General features: G+C 43.7%; 4 protein-coding genes. All 4 read left to right on the top strand.

Annotated features, from left to right (window positions below; all coding sequences use genetic code 11):
• Nucleotides 1-14 precede the first annotated feature (14 nt).
• The 4 genes from AC2CZC_RS10530 to AC2CZC_RS10545 are packed head-to-tail and all read left to right on the top strand — an operon-like array spanning nt 15 to nt 21,682.
• Entirely contained in the window at nt 15-6,545 is a 6,531-nt protein-coding gene (locus tag AC2CZC_RS10530; RefSeq protein ID WP_484584790.1) for an amino acid adenylation domain-containing protein, read from the top strand.
• Nucleotides 6,542-17,452, top strand: a complete 10,911-nt coding sequence (locus tag AC2CZC_RS10535; protein WP_484584791.1) for a non-ribosomal peptide synthetase — start codon at nt 6,542-6,544, stop codon at nt 17,450-17,452. Before AC2CZC_RS10530 ends, AC2CZC_RS10535 begins: the two co-directional genes overlap by 4 nt.
• 13 nt (nt 17,453-17,465) lie before the next feature.
• A complete protein-coding gene (locus tag AC2CZC_RS10540; RefSeq protein WP_484584792.1) occupies nt 17,466-19,964 on the top strand; it encodes a penicillin acylase family protein in 2,499 nt (832 codons plus the stop codon).
• Entirely contained in the window at nt 19,961-21,682 is a 1,722-nt protein-coding gene (locus tag AC2CZC_RS10545) for a cyclic peptide export ABC transporter (RefSeq protein ID WP_484584793.1), read from the top strand. The genes AC2CZC_RS10540 and AC2CZC_RS10545 overlap by 4 nt, the downstream gene beginning before the upstream one ends.
• Nucleotides 21,683-21,685 lie beyond the last annotated feature (3 nt).

Genomic DNA, 21,685 nt, shown 5'->3' on the forward strand with positions numbered 1-21,685 from the left:
GGAGAATCAATAGGATGAATTCATCTGTAGATCGTAAAAAATTAGCGGCGTTACTGGCAAAAAAGAAATTTGCAGAGCAATCAGGTCAGCGCCCTGAGATTATAAAAATAAGTCGCGATCAACCCCGTTATCAGGCATCTTTTGCGCAACAACGTTTGTACTTTATTGACCAAATGGAGTCTGGTAGCGCACATTACAATATGTGTGATAATTTCAAAGTTATTGGGGCGTTTGATGAAGACATCGCCGAGCAGGCATTCATGGCGATTATTGCTCGCCATGAAGTATTGAGAACTGTCTATCACAATGATGAGCAAGGATGCTGGCAATATGTGAACGAGGAAGCCAACTTTTCCCTTGAGCGTTATGATTTAAGTGCCCTAGATGAGCAAATTAAGACGGGTTCATTAAATACAATCATGTCTCGATTTAGCCAATATGCATTTAATTTAAATCAGGATGTAATGCTCAAGGCTGGGTTTATTAAGTGTGCAGAAAACGAAGGCATACTGATGTGTAATATGCATCATATAGCCTCTGATGGCTGGTCAATGCGAGTATTGATCAGTGAGTTTAATGCCCATTATCAAGCCATAAAAGAGGGCCGAACAAGTGCCTCATTGCCACCATTGCCAATTCAATACCTTGATTATGCGCAGTGGCAGCGCAGTTGGTTGCAAGGTGATGTATTAGACCAGCAAATCAATTATTGGGCAGAACAGCTCAGTGATTTACCGATGGTACACAGTTTGCCTTTAGATCAGCCAAGAGGTCGTATTGCGTCACACAGAGGCGCCAGTGTTGAAACTGGGGTCTCTAATGACGTATTACAATCACTGAAGGCGCTGGCGCTCAAAGAGCAGGCGACCTTATTTATGGTGATCCATGCGTGTTTCAGCCTGTTACTTTCTCGCTACAGCAATAGCGACGATATTGTGATTGGCACACCGGTGGCGAATCGCTTACAAAAATCCTTAGCCCCCTTGGTTGGTTTTTTCGTTAATACCTTAATCTTGAGAAGTAATAGTGCTGAAAATGTCAGCTTTACTGACTATCTGCGACATATCAAAACAGTCAATACACAAGCACAATCTCACCAAGATGTGCCCTTTGAAATGTTAGTTGAGCGTCTAGTGCCAACTCGAGACCCTGCAATATCGCCATTATTTCAAATCATGTTATCGATGGACAATAATGAGCAAGTGCAAGGGAGTGCGGGTAATACGGATCTCCATATTGAAGCTGTGGAGGGCGCGCAAGTTCAAGCCAAGTTTGATTTAATGCTCAATGTGGTAGAGACGGATAATGGCCTAAACTTACAATGGGTATATAACAGTGATTTATTTGCACCTGAGCGCATTGCTCAAATGGGCGAGCACTTAAATCATCTATTGGAGGCAGTGACGCACTCTGCAGATCAAGCTATTCAAACACTGCCATTAATGGGTGAAAAGCAAATACAACATAGTTTAGCCGATGTAGATAGTTTGCCTGATTTTACACCCACTCAATTACTGCATGAACGTTTTGAGCACCACGCCAAATGTACACCTAATGCAATTGCTATCCGATATCAAAATGACGCGTTAACGTATGCTCAATTGAATCAAGCGGCGAATCAGATAGCCCATTATTTGCGTGAGCAAGGCATTGCACCAGATGATCTGATTGGCTTGTGTATGACTCGCTCTACGAACATGTTAATTGCGTTATTGGGCATTTTAAAAGCGGGTGGTGCGTATGTCCCGATAGACCCAGATTATCCACAAGAGCGTATTAGCTATTTGCTTAGCGATGCTCAGCTATCGTTGATTTTAAGCGAAACTCAAGTGGCTGATACACTGGTACACAGCGAGGATGTCTCTGTATTTGCGATAGATAGCGAAGCCAATGAGGCTAAGTTAGCACAGTATGCAAATACGGATTTAGCGCGCCCAGCGGCGTCGCATATAAATCAGTTGGCATATATTATTTATACCTCGGGTTCGACTGGTAAGCCAAAAGGTGTGATGGTTGAGCACAGCAATGTGCAGCGACTATTTGCAGCGAGTGAGCAGTACTTTAACTTTGATCACAATGATGTATTTACCCTGTTTCATTCAGTGTCTTTTGATTTCTCTGTTTGGGAGATTTGGGGGCCGTTGCTGCACGGCGGTACGTTAGTGATTGTGCCAGAGCAGATTGCACGTTCACCAAAAGACTTTTATCAGTTAGTGCACGATAATCGAGTGACCATTTTGAACCAAACGCCAACAGCGTTTAATCAGTTTATGGATCAAGATCAGGCACAGATGCTGAAATTGGCATTACGCGCGGTGGTGTTTGGCGGAGAGGCGTTAAACTTTTCGCAATTGCGAGGGTGGGTAGCACGTCATGGCGACGAAAGTCCGCATCTGGTAAATATGTATGGGATTACCGAAACAACGGTTCATGTAACGTATCGCCGGATCTATCAACACGATATTGAATCTGGTAGCGCAAGCTTAATTGGTGCGCCGTTGGATGATTTGGCTATTGTATTACTGGATCAGCACTTTCAACCTGTGCCAAATGGCGCGGTAGGTGAAATGTTTGTTGCAGGTGCAGGGGTGAGCCGAGGCTATTGGCAAAGAGAGAATCTCACGCATGAGAGGTTTGTAACTTTACCAAACTTAGGGGGGCGCACGTTATATCGCACTGGTGATCTCGCGAGATATAACATTGATCAAGAGCTTGAGTACCTAGGTCGCGCGGATAATCAAGTTAAGGTGCGTGGATTTAGAATTGAGTTAGGGGAAATTGAAAGAGCACTCTCTGATTTACCCCAAGTAACCGCATCAGCTGTGATTGTACACAAGAAACAAGGACTAAACACGCTCGCTGGGTTCTACGTTACGGATCAATCTGAAGTTGATGTTCACGCGCTAAGAGCCGCACTTCGTAATAAGTTACCAAACCATATGGTACCGCACACATTGGTTGAGCTCGCTGAGATCCCGCTGACAGTGAATGGCAAGGTCAATACACGTCAGCTTGAAGCGCAACTGGGTGAGCTGACAAGCAACGAAGATATTGAACCGCCAAGCACGGACATGGAGCTGCGCATTGCCAAAGCATGGTGCGCAGTACTTGAATTAGAGCAAGTCAGTATCAATGATAACTTTTTCTCCTTGGGCGGTGATTCAATTTTATCTATTCGTGTAATTTCTCTTCTAAATCAGGAAGGGATAGATATTTCAGTACAGGATATTTTCAATAATCAAACTATTAAAGAACTGGCTTTAGCTGCGATTCATAGCGGAGAAGTGAAAGCTCACGAGTATGTGCAACCCTATGCGTTGATCTCGCCAGAGGAAAAAGCGCTGATCAGCGCACAGCATGATGTTGAAGATATTTACCCATTGACCTCATTACAAACAGGCATGGTATATCAGTCTATGTTGACTGGCTTTACGGGTGTATATCATGATTTATTGCGTGATAGAGTGCGCTATCGTTGGGATGCTGCGCTATTCGAAAAAGCGCTCGATATCCTCATCCATAGTCAGCCTATTTTGCGAACTGGTTTTTACCTTGATGGCGAAAGGCCTTTACAGTTTGTGAATACACACTATGAAGTACCGCTGGTATTTGAGTCACTGCAGCATTTAGATAAGGCGGAGCAAAATAGTCATATTGAACAGTGGATAGAAGCGCGCAAATTACACCGCTTTGACTGGCAAAATGGGCCACTTTTCCAGTTTAAAATCTTCTTATGTGAAGAAGATTGCTTTGAAATGATCTTCAGCTTCCACCACGCAATTTTAGATGGCTGGAGCCGAGCTAAGTTGAGTAATAGCCTTTATCAGATTTACTCACAGTTGTTACGTGGAGAGTCGCTAGAAAAGAGCAACGTCAATTGGTGTTTCAAAGAGTTTGTCGCATTGGAAGCTAATAGTCTTGCGGATGATAAAGCTGCGGCATTTTTTGCAGAAGATTTGGAGAATGTGCCAACAAGTCAGATCCCAGCCAATAATTTGGCCAGCTATTCATCCTTTAAAAATACCCATTCAGTTGATGCATTTGATGCACATGCCGCTAAGGTATTAGACTTGAGTGAGCAGCTAGGTGTGCCAGTGCAAGCGGTCTTGATGGCTGGTCACTTAAAAGTTCTTTCGGTTATTTCAGGTTATGAGCACGTCGTTTCATGTACCGTCGCAAATGGCCGTCCCGAGCTTGCTGAAGCTGAAGAAAGCTTTGGGCTTTATTTAAATACTCTGCCAATTAGTGGCCAGTGTGGTCAAGGAAGTTGGCGCGACCTTATCAGTCAAATTGCAACGCGTTTGACGCAATCGAATGAATATCGACGTTTCCCTCTCGCCAATATTCAAAGGCTGGTGGACAAAGAGTTTGGCGAAGTACTGTTTAATTATACGCACTTCCATGTCATGGAAGAGGTTGCAAATAACACGCAGCAAACAGACAGTAACGAGCAGGAAATGCAGTTAGAGCAGTCTTCATTTTTTGAAGAGACCACATTTAAGTTTCAAGTAAACTTCTCTCGAGGCGTAGGTGAGCTCAGTCGCACAATTGATTTGCAATTAAGCTATGTAGATGAACTTTACACAGATGAAACGATTGCACGGATGGCGAGCCTGTATGATCAGGTGTTTGACCATATGCTCCGCGATTTGGAAGTTGCGCATAATCAGGTGTGCTTATTATCTCAAGAAGATGAAACGCACATACTTAAGTGGAATGAAACCAATGTGCCATTTTCGGATGAGCGATGTATTCATCACCTAATTGAGGATGTGATTGATAACAGCCCAAGTGATATTGCGGTTAAATTTGACAACACAACGCTGAGTTATGAACAGTTAGAGCAGCAAGCGAATGCAATAGCAAATAGCTTGATTGCACAAGGGGTAAAGCCCGAAACGCTTGTGGGCATTCATTTAGAGCGCTCTGAAAAAATGGTGGTTGCTATTCTTGGTGTCTTGAAAGCTGGTGCGGCTTATGTGCCGCTGGAACCCGAGTATCCTCAAAAGCGTATCGATAAAATTATTACAACGGCTAATTTAAAGATTGTGATTACTCAATCTTCTAGTGTAACTGAGCTGCCAGAAGTGCAGTCATTGAGTGTTGAGTTGCTGGCTCAGGCATCTAATATTGCTCGTCCAAAAGTAGACATCGGCGCGTCAAATTTGGCATATGTGATTTTTACTTCTGGTTCAACAGGTGAACCCAAAGGGGTAATGGTTGAGCATAAGTCGTTAGTTAACCGAATTGAGTGGGGCCAAAAAACGTACCCAATCACCAAAGAAGATAAGCTTCTACAAAAAACGCCGTTTAGTTTTGATGTATCTGTATGGGAGTTTATGTGGCCTTTGTGTTTCGGGGCGCAAATGATTGTGGCTAAACCACAAGGGCATAAAGACCCTGCTTATTTGCTGTCTTTGGTCGTATCAGAGCAAATTACGACATTGCATTTTGTGCCTTCAATGCTGAAATCCATCTTGCAATTTGAGTGGCCACAGCAGAATTCTGTGCGTCAGGTCTTTTGCAGTGGTGAACTATTGGACATCGAGACCATCAATCAGTTTTATCAGTGTGTAGGGCGTGTACCGCTTTATAATTTATATGGTCCAACAGAAGCCACCATTGAGGTGAGTGCTTGGGCATGTCCTAAAAACCCGACATGCTCATCAATAGGTTATCCGATACAAAATACGGGGCTGTATATTGTGAACCAAGGCAATGTAGCGCCTATAGGCACCGCTGGTGAGTTGATGATCACTGGCACGCCATTGGCGAGAGGGTATATAAACCAGCTTGAGTTGACGCAAGCAAGCTTTGTTACCGGTGAGCAGGGCATCATTGCGGGGCGTCGTTTATACCGAACAGGAGATTTAGCGCGCTGGTTAGAAGATGGCAGTATAGAATATCTAGGACGCATTGACGATCAAGTGAAAGTACGTGGCTTCAGGGTTGAATTAGGTGAGATTGAAGCTGTACTTCTAAATCACCCAAGTGTGATCAGCGCTGCTGTAATAGCCAAAAAAGTTGCTGGCTCAGAGCATTTAATTGGCTTTATTATGGCATCGTCAGAGCAAGACGAAAGCATACTAAAATCAGAGCTAATAAAAGAATTAAGTGCTTACTTACCTGCGTATATGGTGCCTGATAATCTTGTTGTACTTGATGAGTTTCCATTAACTATCAGTGGTAAAACCGATCGCAAAGCCTTGGCGAATTATGACGTGTTACATGGTGAAGTATGCGAACCTGCAAATGAACTGGAGCAAAAAGTACGCGCTATTTGGTCGGCAGTCCTCGAGCAAGGTGAAGATACAATCAGTACTGATATCGCATTTTTCAGCTTAGGCGGACACTCACTGCTGCTGATCCAGTTATTAAACCGTTTGCAATCAGAGTACCAGATAGAGCTGGGGATGGCTGAGATCGCCGAGGCACAAACGGTTGCCGCTCAAGCACATTTAATCAGTGATAAAATTGCGAAATCCAATGTGCGCATCGATGATGATTATGAAGCCGCTGAGGATGATGTGGAGCTATTAATATGAGTTTAGATTCGTTGTTATTGGAACTAAATGAATGCGGTATAAAATTAGCTTTAAACGAAGAAAACCAAATAAAAGTAGTTGGTAAAAAAGAAAATTTAACCCCTCAGTTGGTAGGAAAAATACGTGATTGTAAAAGCCAGTTAGTAGACTGGCTGAAAAAAGTGTCTGAAACAAGCCCGGTTGCTATTTTGCCAGTAGCAAGGATATCACCTGAGATGCCGCTGTCATTTGCACAGCGTCGTCTTTGGATGGTAGATAAAATGCAAGGCAGCTCTGCAGAGTACAATATGCCGATGGTATTTGAGGTGGATGGTATATGCCATCCAGAGCTTGTCGAGCAGGCGCTGAATTTGATAGTTGCGCGTCATGAAATCTTGCGCACTGTGTATGTTGAACGACAAGGGCAGGCGGTGCAGCTGATCAATTCAGCACAGCCTCAAGCACTTAAACTTACACAGTATGATTTGTCGGATTGTGGCAGTGAGCAAGTACAGCAGGCGCAGCTATCTCGTCTGTTGCAACAACAAGGGGAAAAGGCGTTTGATTTGAGTTCTGATTTGATGATCAGAGCTTGCTTTATCAAGCTTGCACAAAATCAGGGTGTATTGCTGGTGTGCATGCATCATATTGCTTGTGATGGTTGGTCACAAGCGGTATTCACGAATGAGTTTGGCTATCTCTATAACGCTCTGGCAGGGAAAGAGACACCGCAAATCGCACCGCTGGCGATCCAATATGCGGACTTTGCTCATTGGCAAAACCATCATGTTGACGACAATAAATTCGCACAGCAGCTCGAATATTGGCAACAAGCCCTGTCAGACTTACCTGAACTACACAGTTTGAACTTACCATTAAGCAGACCAAGTAAAAAACAGAATAATGGGGCGCTGTTACACAGCGAGTTACCAAACACATTGGCAGCTAGTTTGATGGCACAGGCGCGACAGCAGCAAATGACTCCGTTTATGTTAATTCATGGGGCGCTGGGACTTATCTTATCGAAATATAGTAACAGCCATGATGTGGTGATTGGCACCCCTATTTCTGGGCGATTACAGCCTGAGATAGAACCTCTTATCGGCTTTTTCGTCAATACGCTGGTGCTGCGTGCGACGACAAATTATGACACCTTTGGCGAGTACATCGCACACATTAAGGAAGTGAATACCGCAGCCCATGCAAATCAAGATGTGCCTTTTGAACAGTTAGTTGAAGCACTTGGCCATCATCGCAGTGAGGCGTATACACCGCTATTTCAAATTATGCTAACGGTGAATACGGATACGTCAAGTCGCCCAGGTGGCAGCAGTGCAACCTTGGCTGGTATGACGCTTACTCCTGCTAGACCGGCTGCTGTTAAAGTGAAATTCGATTTAGAAGTTGAGGTTACACTCAACGAGCATGGTTTGGACATTGGTTGGCGATATGATACTGCATTGTTTGATGCAGCATTTATTGCTCGATTGGATACACATTTCAGCGCGGCATTAAATGCGATAGCTTTGGCGCCTACACTGGAAAGTGAGCCTTTGGCTTCATTCAATATTTTGTCGCAACAAGAGCAGCAAAACCAGTTGTATACGTTAAATGAAACGCAGCGAGACATTGGGGCTGAGCGTCGATTACATGAATATTTTGAATCCCAGGTAGACGCGTGTGCCCAAGACATAGCGGTGCTGCATGGGCAAACGACGTTGACGTATTCGCAACTTAACGCGCGAGCTAACCAATTGGCACATTACCTTAAGGAATGTCATGGTGTTGGGGCCAATCAAATTGTCGGCATACATTTAACGCGCTCTATTGATATGGTGGTTGCTGTACTTGCCGTACTCAAAGCGGGTGGGGCCTATTTACCGCTTGACCCTGAACAACCCACAGAGCGTCTGAATGACATCATTATTGACAGTGATATTGCACTTTTATTGACTCATACTGAGTTGAGTTCGCTGATATTGAACGGCGAAAAAACGCTTTGTATAAATAGGCTTGAACTCTCTCATTATCAGAGCAATAACCCTACGGCGAGTTGCACTATCGATGACACGGCCTATGTCATTTACACCTCAGGCTCTACCGGAAAGCCTAAAGGCGTACGCGTTGCACATCGCAGTTTGGCAAATTATTTGTATCAAGTGAACGATTATTTTCACGGTGATATCAGTCACTCAGTGCTCGCGACATCTCTCAGTTTTGATGCGACGGTGACCTCCCTATTTGGAGGTTGGTTAGCTGGCGGATATTTGGCATTAGCAGAGGGGAAAGAGCAGCTATTCAATTACTTAGAAGCTGCTATGAATACGACAGAAGCTGGGTTATTTAAATTGACTCCGACGCATATTCAAAACTTAAACTTTTCCCATATCAGTGATACAGCCCACATAATTGTGTTAGGCGGCGAGGCTTTGTCTAAAGAGCTCGCTGACAAATTATTGCGTTACTTCCCCGCGGCTTCAATCATTAACGAATATGGACCCACGGAAGCGACGGTTGGCTGTAGTTATGAAACCGTAACGCGTGAGAACATCGAAGAGGCTGAACATGATGCGTATATTCACATCGGCCGCCCGATAGTCAATACGCAACTATTGGTGTTAGATGAAGCGCAAAAGCTGACACCATATGGTGCGATTGGCGAGCTATATATTGGTGGCAGTTGTTTGTCTCAGGGGTATTTAAATCGGCCAGAACTCAACGCGCAAAAGTTTATTCAAAACCCGTATTTTGACAAGCAACAGAGCAACAGTTCTGAATTATTGTATCGCACAGGCGATTTAGTGTATTACCGTCCTGATGGCAATTTACAATATGTTGGTCGTAATGATGAGCAAGTCAAAATTCGTGGTTTACGGGTTGAACTTGGAGAGATTGAGCAGGCAATCGTCCATCATGATGATATCGACTCTGTGAGTGTGCAGGTTAAAGACGAAGCGCTGATTGCGTATTTTAAACCGAAAAAAGACATTCCCTCTGATGAGTTAAGTGCCTTTAAGGATAGGCTAAAAGCAGCTCTGATCACGCGTTTACCTCAGTACATGATTCCACAGTTGTGGGTGCAAGTGATGCAGTGGCCTTTGACCAAAAATGGCAAACTAGATACCCAACGACTACCCGAGCCTGATTGGTCTATTCTCACGCTGGATTATGTAGCACCTAATAGTGAAATAGAACACAAGTTGGTGCAGATCTGGGCTGAACTACTCAAATTAGAACCTCAGAAGGTTAGTACGCAAGCCAACTTTTTTGAGCTGGGCGGTCATTCAGTGTTATTGATCCAATTACTGCAACGGGCTTGTGATGAGTTGGGACTTGAGTTGTCATTTTCTCAATTTTTGGCAGCGCCAAATGTGGTAGGGATGGCAAATGCCAGTGCTTCAACAACACTGATGAAACTCGCGAAGCGAGATGAGGTTGCCATACGCTATCCATTGTCTCTGTCTCAATATCGATTCTGGTTTATTGAACAATTAAGGCCAGGGACGAATGAGCACAACATGCCGATGGCTGTAGATATCAAAGGCGCATTCGATTTAGCGTGTTTAAAATCAGCGCTTAAGCAGATGATCGCGCAACATGAATTACTCAGAATGCATGTTGAGGTGGTCAATGATGAGCCTTATATGCGCATTGCCCAGCATGGTGAGTTAGATTGTCGCTATATTGATTTAACAACTGAGCAGTTGAGTGAGCAAGAACAAAAAGCGCTGCGCCATTTGCATGATACCAAAGCCTTTAATCTTGAAATGGCTCCTTTATTTCGGGTGCTCGTCATTAAACGTCAATCGGATGTGCACCATATTCACCTTAACATGCATCACATTATTTCTGATGGGTGGTCTCAAGGGATCTTTATCAGTCAGTTTTTATCTATTTATACTGAGCTCATGCAAGGTCAAAATTCGGTCCAGCCGCCTTTAGCGCTGCAATATGCCGATTTCGCAGCGAGTCAGCATCGCTGGATTGAATCTGATGGGTACGTAGAGCAATGTGATTTTTGGAAGGACTATCTTAAAGGCACACATGAGGAGATCCGTTTACCTCGGTTATTAGACAGTGACGTTCCTCATGGTCCTGTAGAGATAATGCTGCCGCGGCGTTTACGAGATAATTTGCAAGCGTACGCAGCGGCTAAAGGGGCAAGTTTAACCTACCTATTGCAAGCGGTATTTGCGCTGACTATTACCCGCCTCACTGGACATAATGATATTACTGTGGGTATGCCTGTATCGGGTCGGCATGTAAGTGGCACTCAATCGATGTTAGGGGTCTTTTTAAACGTGCTGCCAGTGCGTTATAAAGTGAGTGAAAATGAAACGTTTGAACACTTCTTTGCGCTGCAAATCGAAAATTTAAACAGTGTATTATCCCATCAAGACTTACCGGTTGAACATATCCTTCAATTGGTTAGTAATGAGCGCACGTCACAAGAAGGCAGCTTGTTTCATTATGTGTTTAATATGTTGAGCATGCCAGAGCAGCAATACAATAATTCGACAGAGCTTGGTTTTGAGGCGCAGTATGCGCAAGTTTCAGAAGTGGATACCAAGTTTCCGATCAACATCTATGCGGAAGATTTAACTTCAACAGTGCGGATCGCCTGTCATTACTTGGCGAAAGACTACAATTATGCAACCGTTCGTGCGTTACTTGATTGTTATCTTCATTTATTAGAGCAGGTCACGCAGAGAGCTGATCTTGACTGTCATCGTTTGTCACTGGGCTCGGCGCCAAGTCATAGATTAGATGATGTGGATCATTGGCAAGGGTCCGTGTGGCAAAGATTCTGTCAACAAGCAGAACAACACCCGCAAAATATAGCGGTGTCAACGCCAACTCAAAACATCACCTACCACGCATTACAAAATCAAATTGAATACTTTGCGGTGGTGCTTGCTGAAGCAGGTGTTCAGACACAGAGCCGCGTGGCGATAATGGCCACGCGTTCTCTCAATACTGTCATTGCGATGTTTGCAGTCCATAAACTGGGGGCGATTTACAGTAATATTGACTACCAGGTGGCAGCCGAGAAAAAGTCAGAGCTATTGAGCAGTATTGATGTTGATTTGGTCATTGTGACCAGTGAGCAAGGCAATCAAGAACAAACTGGGCACCCCACCGTTGTTATGCCAGCGTGTTTTTCAAGTGATGAATTAACTGTATTTGGTAAGTTACCGGATGCGAATGTAAGTGCAGAGCAGGCGGCTTGCATTACCTTTACATCTGGCTCAACGGGCCTCAGTAAAGCGGTTGTTGGCAAGCATGCTGGGCTGAGCAATTATTTATCTTGGCTACCAGAAAAGTACGGCTTTAAAGTCGGTATGAATGTATCTATGTTGTCAGGTTTAATGGCAGATCCGTTACAGCGAGATATCTATGGCGCGCTTTGCTGTGGTGCACATTTACATATTCCGCCTGAACATATTCTACAGTCCGGTCAGGTATCTCAGTGGTTTATTGATCAAGCAATTGAGGTAAGCCATGTTACGCCATCAATGTTGTCATTGATTTTAGGAGAAGCACGCAAAGTAGCGGCGCTTAAGCATGTATTTATTACCGGTGAGCCACTGCAAACCAGCTTGGTAGACAAAGCGAGGGAGCTGCTCCCCACAAGTATTTTATATAATTGCTATGGCACGACAGAGTCACAACGGGCGTTGACGTATTATCAGGTAAATGCAGCTGAGCAATCAGGGGTCATTATCCCTATTCAAGTGCATAGCCCTGACTGTGTCTTGGAAATTAGGAATGCAGCAGATCAACTTTGTGTCCAAGGTGAAGTAGGTGAATTATGTATCGTCAGTGAAAACCTAAGCTTAGGTTATTTGGATAGCTTGGCGCAGCATCCAAGCTTTGTCATGCACCCTGTGAAAGGCCGTGTATATAAAACAGGTGATTTAGCCTATTACCTAAATGACCATTCAATTTCCTATATCGGTCGAAACGACGCACAGCTTAACTTGAATGGGCATCGACTAGAGCCTGCAGAAGTTGAGCATTATTTACAACAAATGGCAGATGTGAAGTTGGCAGTTGTAAAATTGGCAGTGCTTCACGGGCAGCCCCAGTTGGTTGCATTTATCGAGTCAGATAGTCCATTGAGTCAGCAAGCATGGGAGCAAAGCTGCAATGAGCACCTATCAAGGTATCTTACTCATTATGCGATTCCGCGTGTGTATGTGATTGCACCTAAATTACCGCGTTTATCAGGTGGCAAGCTAGATAAGCAAGCCTTGGTGGTACCCGATCACAGTGCGGCTTCGCAAAGCCGACAATGTACTCCACAAGAAGCGCAGTTAGCGGCTATTTGGGCGGATTTATTAGATATTGATCGAGCAGAGATCACACCGCATACACACTTCTTTGAAATAGGCGGCCATTCACTACTGTCTATTCGATTGCTCAATGAAGTCCGCGTGCAGTGCGGGGCGGAAATTACAGTTAAAGACGTGTTTTTAAATGCACGCTTGAGTGAAATGACACAGTGTATTGCGCAGCAAGCGGCAGATTCAGAGCGCGCGGCAATCGTGCCGGTGACACAGCAGATGCAGACACTGCCTTTATCCTTTGCTCAGCAAAGGCTGTGGTTTATCGATAAGCTTCAGGGTCACTCTACTGAATATCACATGCCGCAAGTATTCGATGTTGAAGGAAGCCTTGATTTACATGTACTCACACAAACCTTCAAAACTTTGATAGCACGACACGAAGTTTTACGCACTGTGTATATCGAAGACGCGGGCCAAGCTTGGCAGCGTATTCTATCTTGCGAGGAAATTAACTTTTCAATCATGCAATACGATATTAGCAGCCTTAAAAATAGCGCTCAAAATGAGGAAGCTAAAAGGCTCATTGCTGCCGATATCGCACGCGCATTTGACCTAAGCTGTGACTTGCCGATCCGCGTCAGTTACCTGCACGTGGGCCCAAACTCTGGCATTTTACTGTTAAACTTACACCATATTGCCTCAGACGGTTGGTCTAGTGCCTTGTTAAGCCAAGAGTGTTTTGCACTATATGGGGCCTCTATGAGTGGGCGAGATAACCCATTGAAGCCATTGTCCTTACAGTATGGAGATTATGCGCATTGGCAAAGAGCATATTTAGAAAAAGAAGCGCTCGACTCCCAGCTAGACTACTGGCAATCACAATTGCAAGATGTGCCCTCAGAGCATGGATTACTGTTAGACTTGCCCAGACCGAAACGAAAGCAACACCAAGGAGCTGATGTCGAAGCCAGCTTGCCAGCATCGGTTGCAAAACAATTATTGGCTGTGGCAGAGCGTCACCAAATAACGCCATTTATGTTACTGCATGGTGTACTTGCTTTAGTACTATCACGTCATAGTAATAGCAGCGATATTGTGATTGGCACGCCAGTTGCGAATCGCATGCAAGCTGAGTTGGAGTCCTTGATAGGCTGCTTTGTCAACACTTTGGTGTTGCGTGTTGATACAGAGCAATGCAGTTTGTCTGACTATTTTGCCCACATTAAAGAAGTGCACCTTGATGCGCAATCTAATCAAGATATTCCATTTGAACAATTAGTCGATAAGCTTGATGTACCTCGTGAGTTATCTACCACCCCCTTGTTCCAAATTATGTTGACAACCTCTACTGATTACGGTGTGAAGCAAGGAGAGGTGTCACCTATATTGAATGCAGAGCATGTGCGTGTTCGCCAGCGCAACGCTGACTTTTTACAGTCAAAGTTTGATATCTCCATCAATATGAGTATCAGTGAACAAGGAGTTGGACTGCATTGGATTTACGATGTCAGCTTGTTTACTCACACGCATATTCAACAGATCAATGCGCATTTGTGCCATATTTTACAGAGCATTGCGCATGATATTGATGATCATATTCCTCTGCACTGCATTGCCATGTTATCTGACCAAGAGATCTCACAATTGGTCTTCGATAACAATATGACGTCAATCAGTTACGATAAAACGCGCTGCGTACATAGCATGTTTGAACAACACGCTATGCAAAATCCTGCACAGACTGCTTTGGTCTTTGAAGATCAGGTGATGAGTTATGGTGAGCTGAACAGTAAAGCAAATCAGTTGGCGCATTATTTACGGGCGCAGCATGGCGTCACCAAAGACACATTAGTTGGCCTTTTTGTAGAGCGCTCTTTTGAAATGGTAATTGGTATTTTGGGTATTATGAAAGCGGGGGGGGCTTATGTGCCTGTCGACCCGAGTTACCCTCAAGACCGTATTCATTATATGTTGGATGATGCAAACTTATCCGTTTTGCTGACGAATATTGTCACAGCACAGGTGCTGAGCGATTATCAAGGTGAACTACTTGATATCACAGGATTTGCAACCAGTGCCGATGATCACGTAGCTACGCAATATGCTGCTAATAACCCCGAAGTGCCTGGGCTATGCGCAAACAATCTCGCTTATGTTATTTATACCTCAGGCTCTACGGGTAAGCCAAAGGGCGTCATGATAGAGCACCAAGCACTGCATAATCGCATAAATTGGATGAATTCAGCTTACGGACTCACTGAGCAAGATAAAATACTGCAAAAAACGCCATATAGCTTTGATGTGTCAGTATGGGAGTTTATGTGGACATTGGCGTATGGTGCGCAGTTGGTAATTGCTAAACCTGAGGGACATAAAGATCCAGAGTATTTGTGCGAATTGATACAGGCTCATGGTATTACTAAACTGCACTTTGTGCCCTCAATGCTGGGTTCAATACTCAATTTTCCAGCTTTTTCAAATTGTTGCAGCATTGAACAGGTTTTTTGTAGTGGAGAAGCGTTACAAGTTCATCATGTTGAAGGCTTCAATGATTCCTTACCTAACGCTCAACTACATAATCTATATGGTCCTACGGAAGCTGCGATTGATGTGAGCTTCTGGGATTGTAGCAGTGGCACAAGCCGAGGCACAGTCCCTATTGGTAAACCGATAGACAATATTCAACTACTCATTCTAGATGCGCATTTAAATGTTGTGGCGCAAGGTGCACAAGGTGAATTGCATATTGGTGGTGATGGATTAGCCCGCGGTTACTTGAATCGTCCAGAGTTAACACGTGAACGCTTTATAGATAACCCATATTTTGATGAGACAAAGGGTAATAGTGGCCGATATTTATACAAAACGGGCGATTTAGTGCGCTTGCTTCCTGACGGTAATATTGAATTTTTAGGCAGAATTGATCATCAAGTTAAAGTACGCGGCTATCGCATCGAACTTGGCGAGGTTGAAGCACAAATCAATCAACTTGAAGGGGTGGTTTCATCTTTGGTTATGCTGAAAGATATAGCAGGTAGCGAACAACTTGTTGCCTATGTACAATGCAATGGCGTTGATGTGATGAATGACACTGCCGTGAGTGCAAATATTCGCAACGATCTGGCGCAGTTTTTACCTGACTACATGATACCAGTTTATATTAAGTCGATTGATTCGTGGCCCGTGACGGCCAACGGTAAAGTTGACCGTAAAGCGTTACTTGCGCTTGATACACATGTGAAAAGTCAGTTTAGTGAACCTAGAAATGAGCTTGAAACTCAGTTGTGTCAGCTATGGAGCGAAGTACTGTCACGACCAAAAGTGGGTATCGATGATAACTTCTTCTCACTGGGTGGCAACTCAATTTTGGCAATTCGTCTCATGCATGAGACTTTTAAGAATATTGGGATAAAAGCGCCTTTGAGCTTGATATATAGTCGCCCTACCATTCGAGAGTTAGTAGATGAAGGCGATTTTAAGCCAAACACAGTAGAGCTATCAGAAGCAATATTACCGAGTTCGATCCAACCGCTGAGCGCGCATGTTTGTGAACAAGGAGATATTTTAGTGACTGGGGCATCTGGCTTTGTTGGTAGACATCTGCTCTATCAGCTTTTGCAAACAGAGCAGAGAACAATTCATTGTTTGATGCGCGGTGATTGTCCTGTGAGCGCTTTTGAACGCCTACAAGCAACCATGCATGAAGAGGGTTTATGGCAAGCTGACTTTGCATTGAGGGTCAAGGTGGTTGTCGGTAATGTTGAGGAGACTGACTTTGGATTAGATAAGTCGTCATATCGCGCATTATGTGAAAAAGTGGACCTTATTTATCACTGTGCAACGTTTATGGACCACCTCGCCTCATATCAAAAAATGAGAAAGAGTAATGTCGAAGGCTGTATTAACGTTGTTCGGTTTGCCAGTGAAGAGAGTGCAAAACGCATCATTTATTTGTCGACGACAGGTGTGTTTAATATCGATGGCGACAGAGTTGTCGATGAGAGTACCTCGATAGAGTCTGAGGTACATACCGAGAATAAAGGATATAGAGCGACTAAATGGGTTGCTGAGAAATTGATGCTGGATGCGCGAGCACGTGGCTTCGATTTAAGTATCGTGCGTTTAGGATTGACTTCAGCAAGCACGCAGCATGGTTGTGGAGATAAAAAGCAATGGCTGACTAAGCTGTTTGAGACAATTCAGAATGTGGGATGTTGCTTTTCAGATGAACGATTTGAAACGGCTATTTTACCCGTTGATTTCGTCGCCAAGAGCTTGTGTTGTATCGCAAATTCAACCGATATTGAGCCGGTGTATCATTTAGCAAATGACACTGCATTGAGCTTCTCTCAGTTAGTGGAGTTATTAAATGATGCTGGCAAGTTGGATATAGAGATGGTGCCTTACTCTGAGTTTATTAACCGGCTAAGGCAGGTTAAAGCGCTTGGAGAAGAGATCACAGCTGAATACTTGTTTGCGGAAGATTTAGTGGGTGACTTAGAAATAACCAAAGAAGTTCCTGTTGAGAGATTGCAGTTAAGTTCACAAAAAACATTTGAGTTTTTAAGTCGTCAAGGGGTAGCAAGGCCTCGCATTGATGCTGAGACGTTACACAATTATATACATAATAAGAAATAAAGTGATTGAACCTATGAATGTTCTGAAAACTTTTCCATTGCTAAGTCGGTTTGGCCTGCTTGTAGTACTGCCGGTAATAGGGATTTTTTTGTATCTCTATGGTGAATTTACACAGAGTCCAATCGAACGCTCTGCGACGGTAGAAAGTCGTTATATTAATGCAAATGTTGCAATTTACTTTGATCAAAATAAGGTGCCGATCTTACGTGCTGATAGCGATCAAGATGCCTACTATGCACTAGGTTACTTGCATGCAGCAGAACGTATGTGGCAACTGGAAATGCAGCGTCGTTTTGCCCAGGGGCGACTCAGTGAGGTATATGGTAAATCGACCATCAATACGGATATTTATATTCGTACACTCGGTTTATACAAAAATACGCAAACTAGTTTTGCAAATATGTCAGAGCCTGCACAGCAAGCGCTCGTTGCATATACCAAGGGGATTAACTTTTGGTTAGCGCAACAAACGTCACTACCTGCCGTATTTGAGGCGTTTGGATTAAAACCAGAGCCGTGGCAGGTAGCGGATACATTGGCTTGGCTAAAGGTATTTGCACTGAACTTAAGTGGTAACATGAATGATGAAATTTATCGCTTAAATGGTTTGCAGGTGGCCTCACAGAAGCAACTTAAAGTGTTTTATCCTTATGCGGATATCTCTGACATTAGTATTGCTGATAAGCTCGTCAATCAGGATAAAAGAGAAACAACCAGAGAAATCGGTTATGCGGATTTTCACACTGCCGCCGCCGACTTACGCTCGACCTGGTTACTGGCAGAACCTTTATCTGGTAGTAATGCGTGGGTTGTTTCTGCACAGCTCAGTGAAAGTGGCCAAACTATGTTGGCCAATGACCCTCACTTACCCACTCAGACGCCAAGTCAATGGTATCCAATTACAATAAAAACACCCCAATTACATCTCTCAGGCATGAGTTTAGTCGGGGTCCCAGCCGTCGTGCTTGGGCGAAATCAACATATAGCATGGGGAGCGACAAGCCTCATTGCAGATCAGCAAGATCTCTATGCGATTGATACTTTGCCCCATGATAAAGGTTATTATCAAACTGCTTCTGGGCCACGTGCTTTTAAATTTCGCACAGAGGTGTTTAATGTGCGTGCTGACTTCCCATCAGTCATCTCAAATGAGATAAAGCCAATCGAAGTGACGGTGCGAGAAACACATGTTGGCCCGGTGATCTCTGACGCTTTAGTGTCGACAACCGGGGACTTTGCACTGCAATGGGTTGCTCTAGACCCAAATGACACCAGTTTTGAAGCATTTTTTCAATTACAGTATGCGCAAAACCACCAAGAGTTTCAGCAAGCCAGCGCCAAGTTAATGTCGCCAGGGTTACATTTACTCTATGCTGATACCGCTGGAAATATTGCGTCTCAAGTCGCTGGCGCATTTCCGATAAGAGCGAAAGGGCAGGGAACCTTGCCTGTGGCAATGGAGTCAGTAGAACAGGAAAATTGGCGTGGTTATGTCGACTTCACTCGTTTACCAAGCCAATTCAATCCAAGTGCTGGATACATTGCTTCGGCAAATAATCAAATTTTAAGTGAAGATGTGCAAGCGCTTATTATTTCAAGTGAATGGGCACCTTCAACTCGATTTAGACGCATAAAACAGATGCTTGAGCAGCAAATACAAAGTAATGTTCCATTCAATACCAAGTTCATGCAAAAGATGCAAATGGACAATATGGATATTGATGCACATGCTTTAATAAACCGTCTTTTTACTGCTCAAGTGATTGAGAGTATTCTTCAGGACACGCGCTTTTCAGACACCAGTTCAGCAAACAAAGCGCTAAAGGCGTTGACCCAATGGCAAGGCCACTTTTCATTGGAGAGCGTAGGGGCCAGCATCTACACCTATTGGTATATTAATTTTCAACAGCTGCTATTTAATGACACGTTAAACCCTACGCCTTTGACCAGTAACCGTGGTTTGCTGGCGGCCAATTTGATTGGTCGCTCATCGGAAGAGTCTATTTTATCTGAGCTGAAGTTACAGGATGGTCAGTGGTGTCAATTAGTTGATTGTCAAAGTATCGTTGTCGATGCATTTTTCAATGCGCTTGATACCTTAGAGAAGGTTGCAGGCAATGACGATGTAGACGATTGGCAATGGCATGAATTTCATTATGTGCGCTATGGCTACAGGCCGCTGAGTGAGATAAACACATTAGGTAATTTATTTAGCCGAGACGTTTCAGCAGCAGGATCTGCCAACACCATCAATGCGGCAAACAAAGTATATCAAGCTGAAGGGGACTTTAGAGTTACCTTTGGGACTGCTTTTCGCAATGTATTCGATATGGCAATGGATCAGGGCTACTTTGCTATCCCGTCAGCGCCTTCTGGGTATCCTGGAGATGCCATAGACCCCCATTTTATTGACTCATTCACTCAAGGACAGCTCTTTAGTTATCCAACATTACAAGTCGCACAGAATGCGAAAGAACAAATTAATATCATCGCAATCGGAGGTGCGCAATGAGTGCGATTTCATTATTTGGCCGATATGCGCCTAATAAGACTTTTTGGGCAATCTTATTTGGGGCACTTGCTGGCCTGTTTTATGCCGCTTTGATCCCAACGGTTGTTGGTGCGCTTAGCAGCAGTGACGCGTTATTTGCCTCTGAGAATCAAGTGATAGAGATATTTGGCTTTGAGATATCTAATCCGGGGTTTGCTAAGTTATTTTTATTTCTCTGCCTGTCTATTTTTGTCTTCAGGGTGCTATCTGAAGTGGTTTTATCAATTGTTGCTTTAGATATTCGTGTAAAGCTACGGGGTGATTTATACAGCCGTATTAGTAAAGCGTCTATTGTGTCTGTGGAAAAAGTGGGAGAGGCAAAGTTAATACAGACATTGGTCACGGATGTATCTGCGATAATGGCTGGCGCTCAGTTATTTCCTAACTTACTAACGAATATCGTGACCTTAGCAGGGATGCTGTGTTATTTGGCATTTCTTGATTATGATGCGTTTATTTTCGTCGTAAAGGCGATTGTTATCGGTGTTATCACCTATCAAGTGCCGATGCATTTCGGTAGTAAATACTTTGCGTATGCAAGGGAGTTTAGAGATAGCCAACAAGAAGCGTTTCGCGGGCTTGTACATGGCTGTAAAGAACTAAAGCTTGATCATGAGAAGCTAGCTGAATATCGTAAGAACGTATTGGATGTAGAAGACATCAATATTCGCGATAAAGAAAAAGTGGCGTACGCAATTTTCAGTTTGGCTTCGAGTTATGGTGGGTTACTGTGTTTCTTCGTTATTGGTGGCGTTGCATTTGTGATGGTGAACTACAGCACCATTGCTGAGTCGTCTATTATCCCGACTATTATGGTATTGCTATATATCACCTCACCCATCAGTATCTTATTGACCTTTTTTAGTCAGCTATCAGTGACGCAAGTATCAATTAGAAAAGTAGAACAACTTTATAAACAGTTGGAGGAAGAGGATATTGATGAGGTGTCTGTCACTGTGCCTACGTGGCAGCAATTGCGATTGTCTGAGGTGGAGTATGTGCACAACCACAGCGCCAAAGCGCAGGCGGGGTCGCAACTTGGCACACACCAACAAAGCCGAGACTCATTTAAAGTAGGCCCAGTTAATTTAACTTTAGAAAAAGGCAGTGTAACTTTTATTGTCGGCGGAAATGGCTCAGGTAAGTCGACGCTCTGTAAGATGCTCAGCTTGCATTACCCCTTGATGTCTGGCAGTATCAGTTTGGATGATTTTGAGGTAAACAGGACTTCAATCAGGTCAGTAAGACAATCAATTTATTCAATATATTCTGACTATTACATTTTTGAACGACTGCTCACATCGTCTTTCTCCGAACAAGAAACACATGAAAAAATAACACACTATTTGAAGTTATTTGCCCTAGAACACAAAGTGGCGTTTGAAAATGGTAAGTTTTCAAACTTGAAATTATCCGATGGTCAAAGGCGCAGATTGGCACTGATTGTGGCCATTTTAGAAGACAAAGATGTTTACGTATTTGATGAATGGGCAGCGGATCAAGATCCTGAATTCAAGCACGTCTTTTACAATGACGTATTAAAAGAGCTAAAAGCGCAAAATAAGTTGGTTATAGTGATTTCACACGATGACAGGTATTTTGATGTCGCTGATAAACTTGTTTATGTTGACAACGGCATGATTGATAGTCGCGTTCGAGCTCCAAAAATAGCAGTGTAATTG

Source organism: Pseudoalteromonas sp. MMG033 (assembly GCF_057197785.1).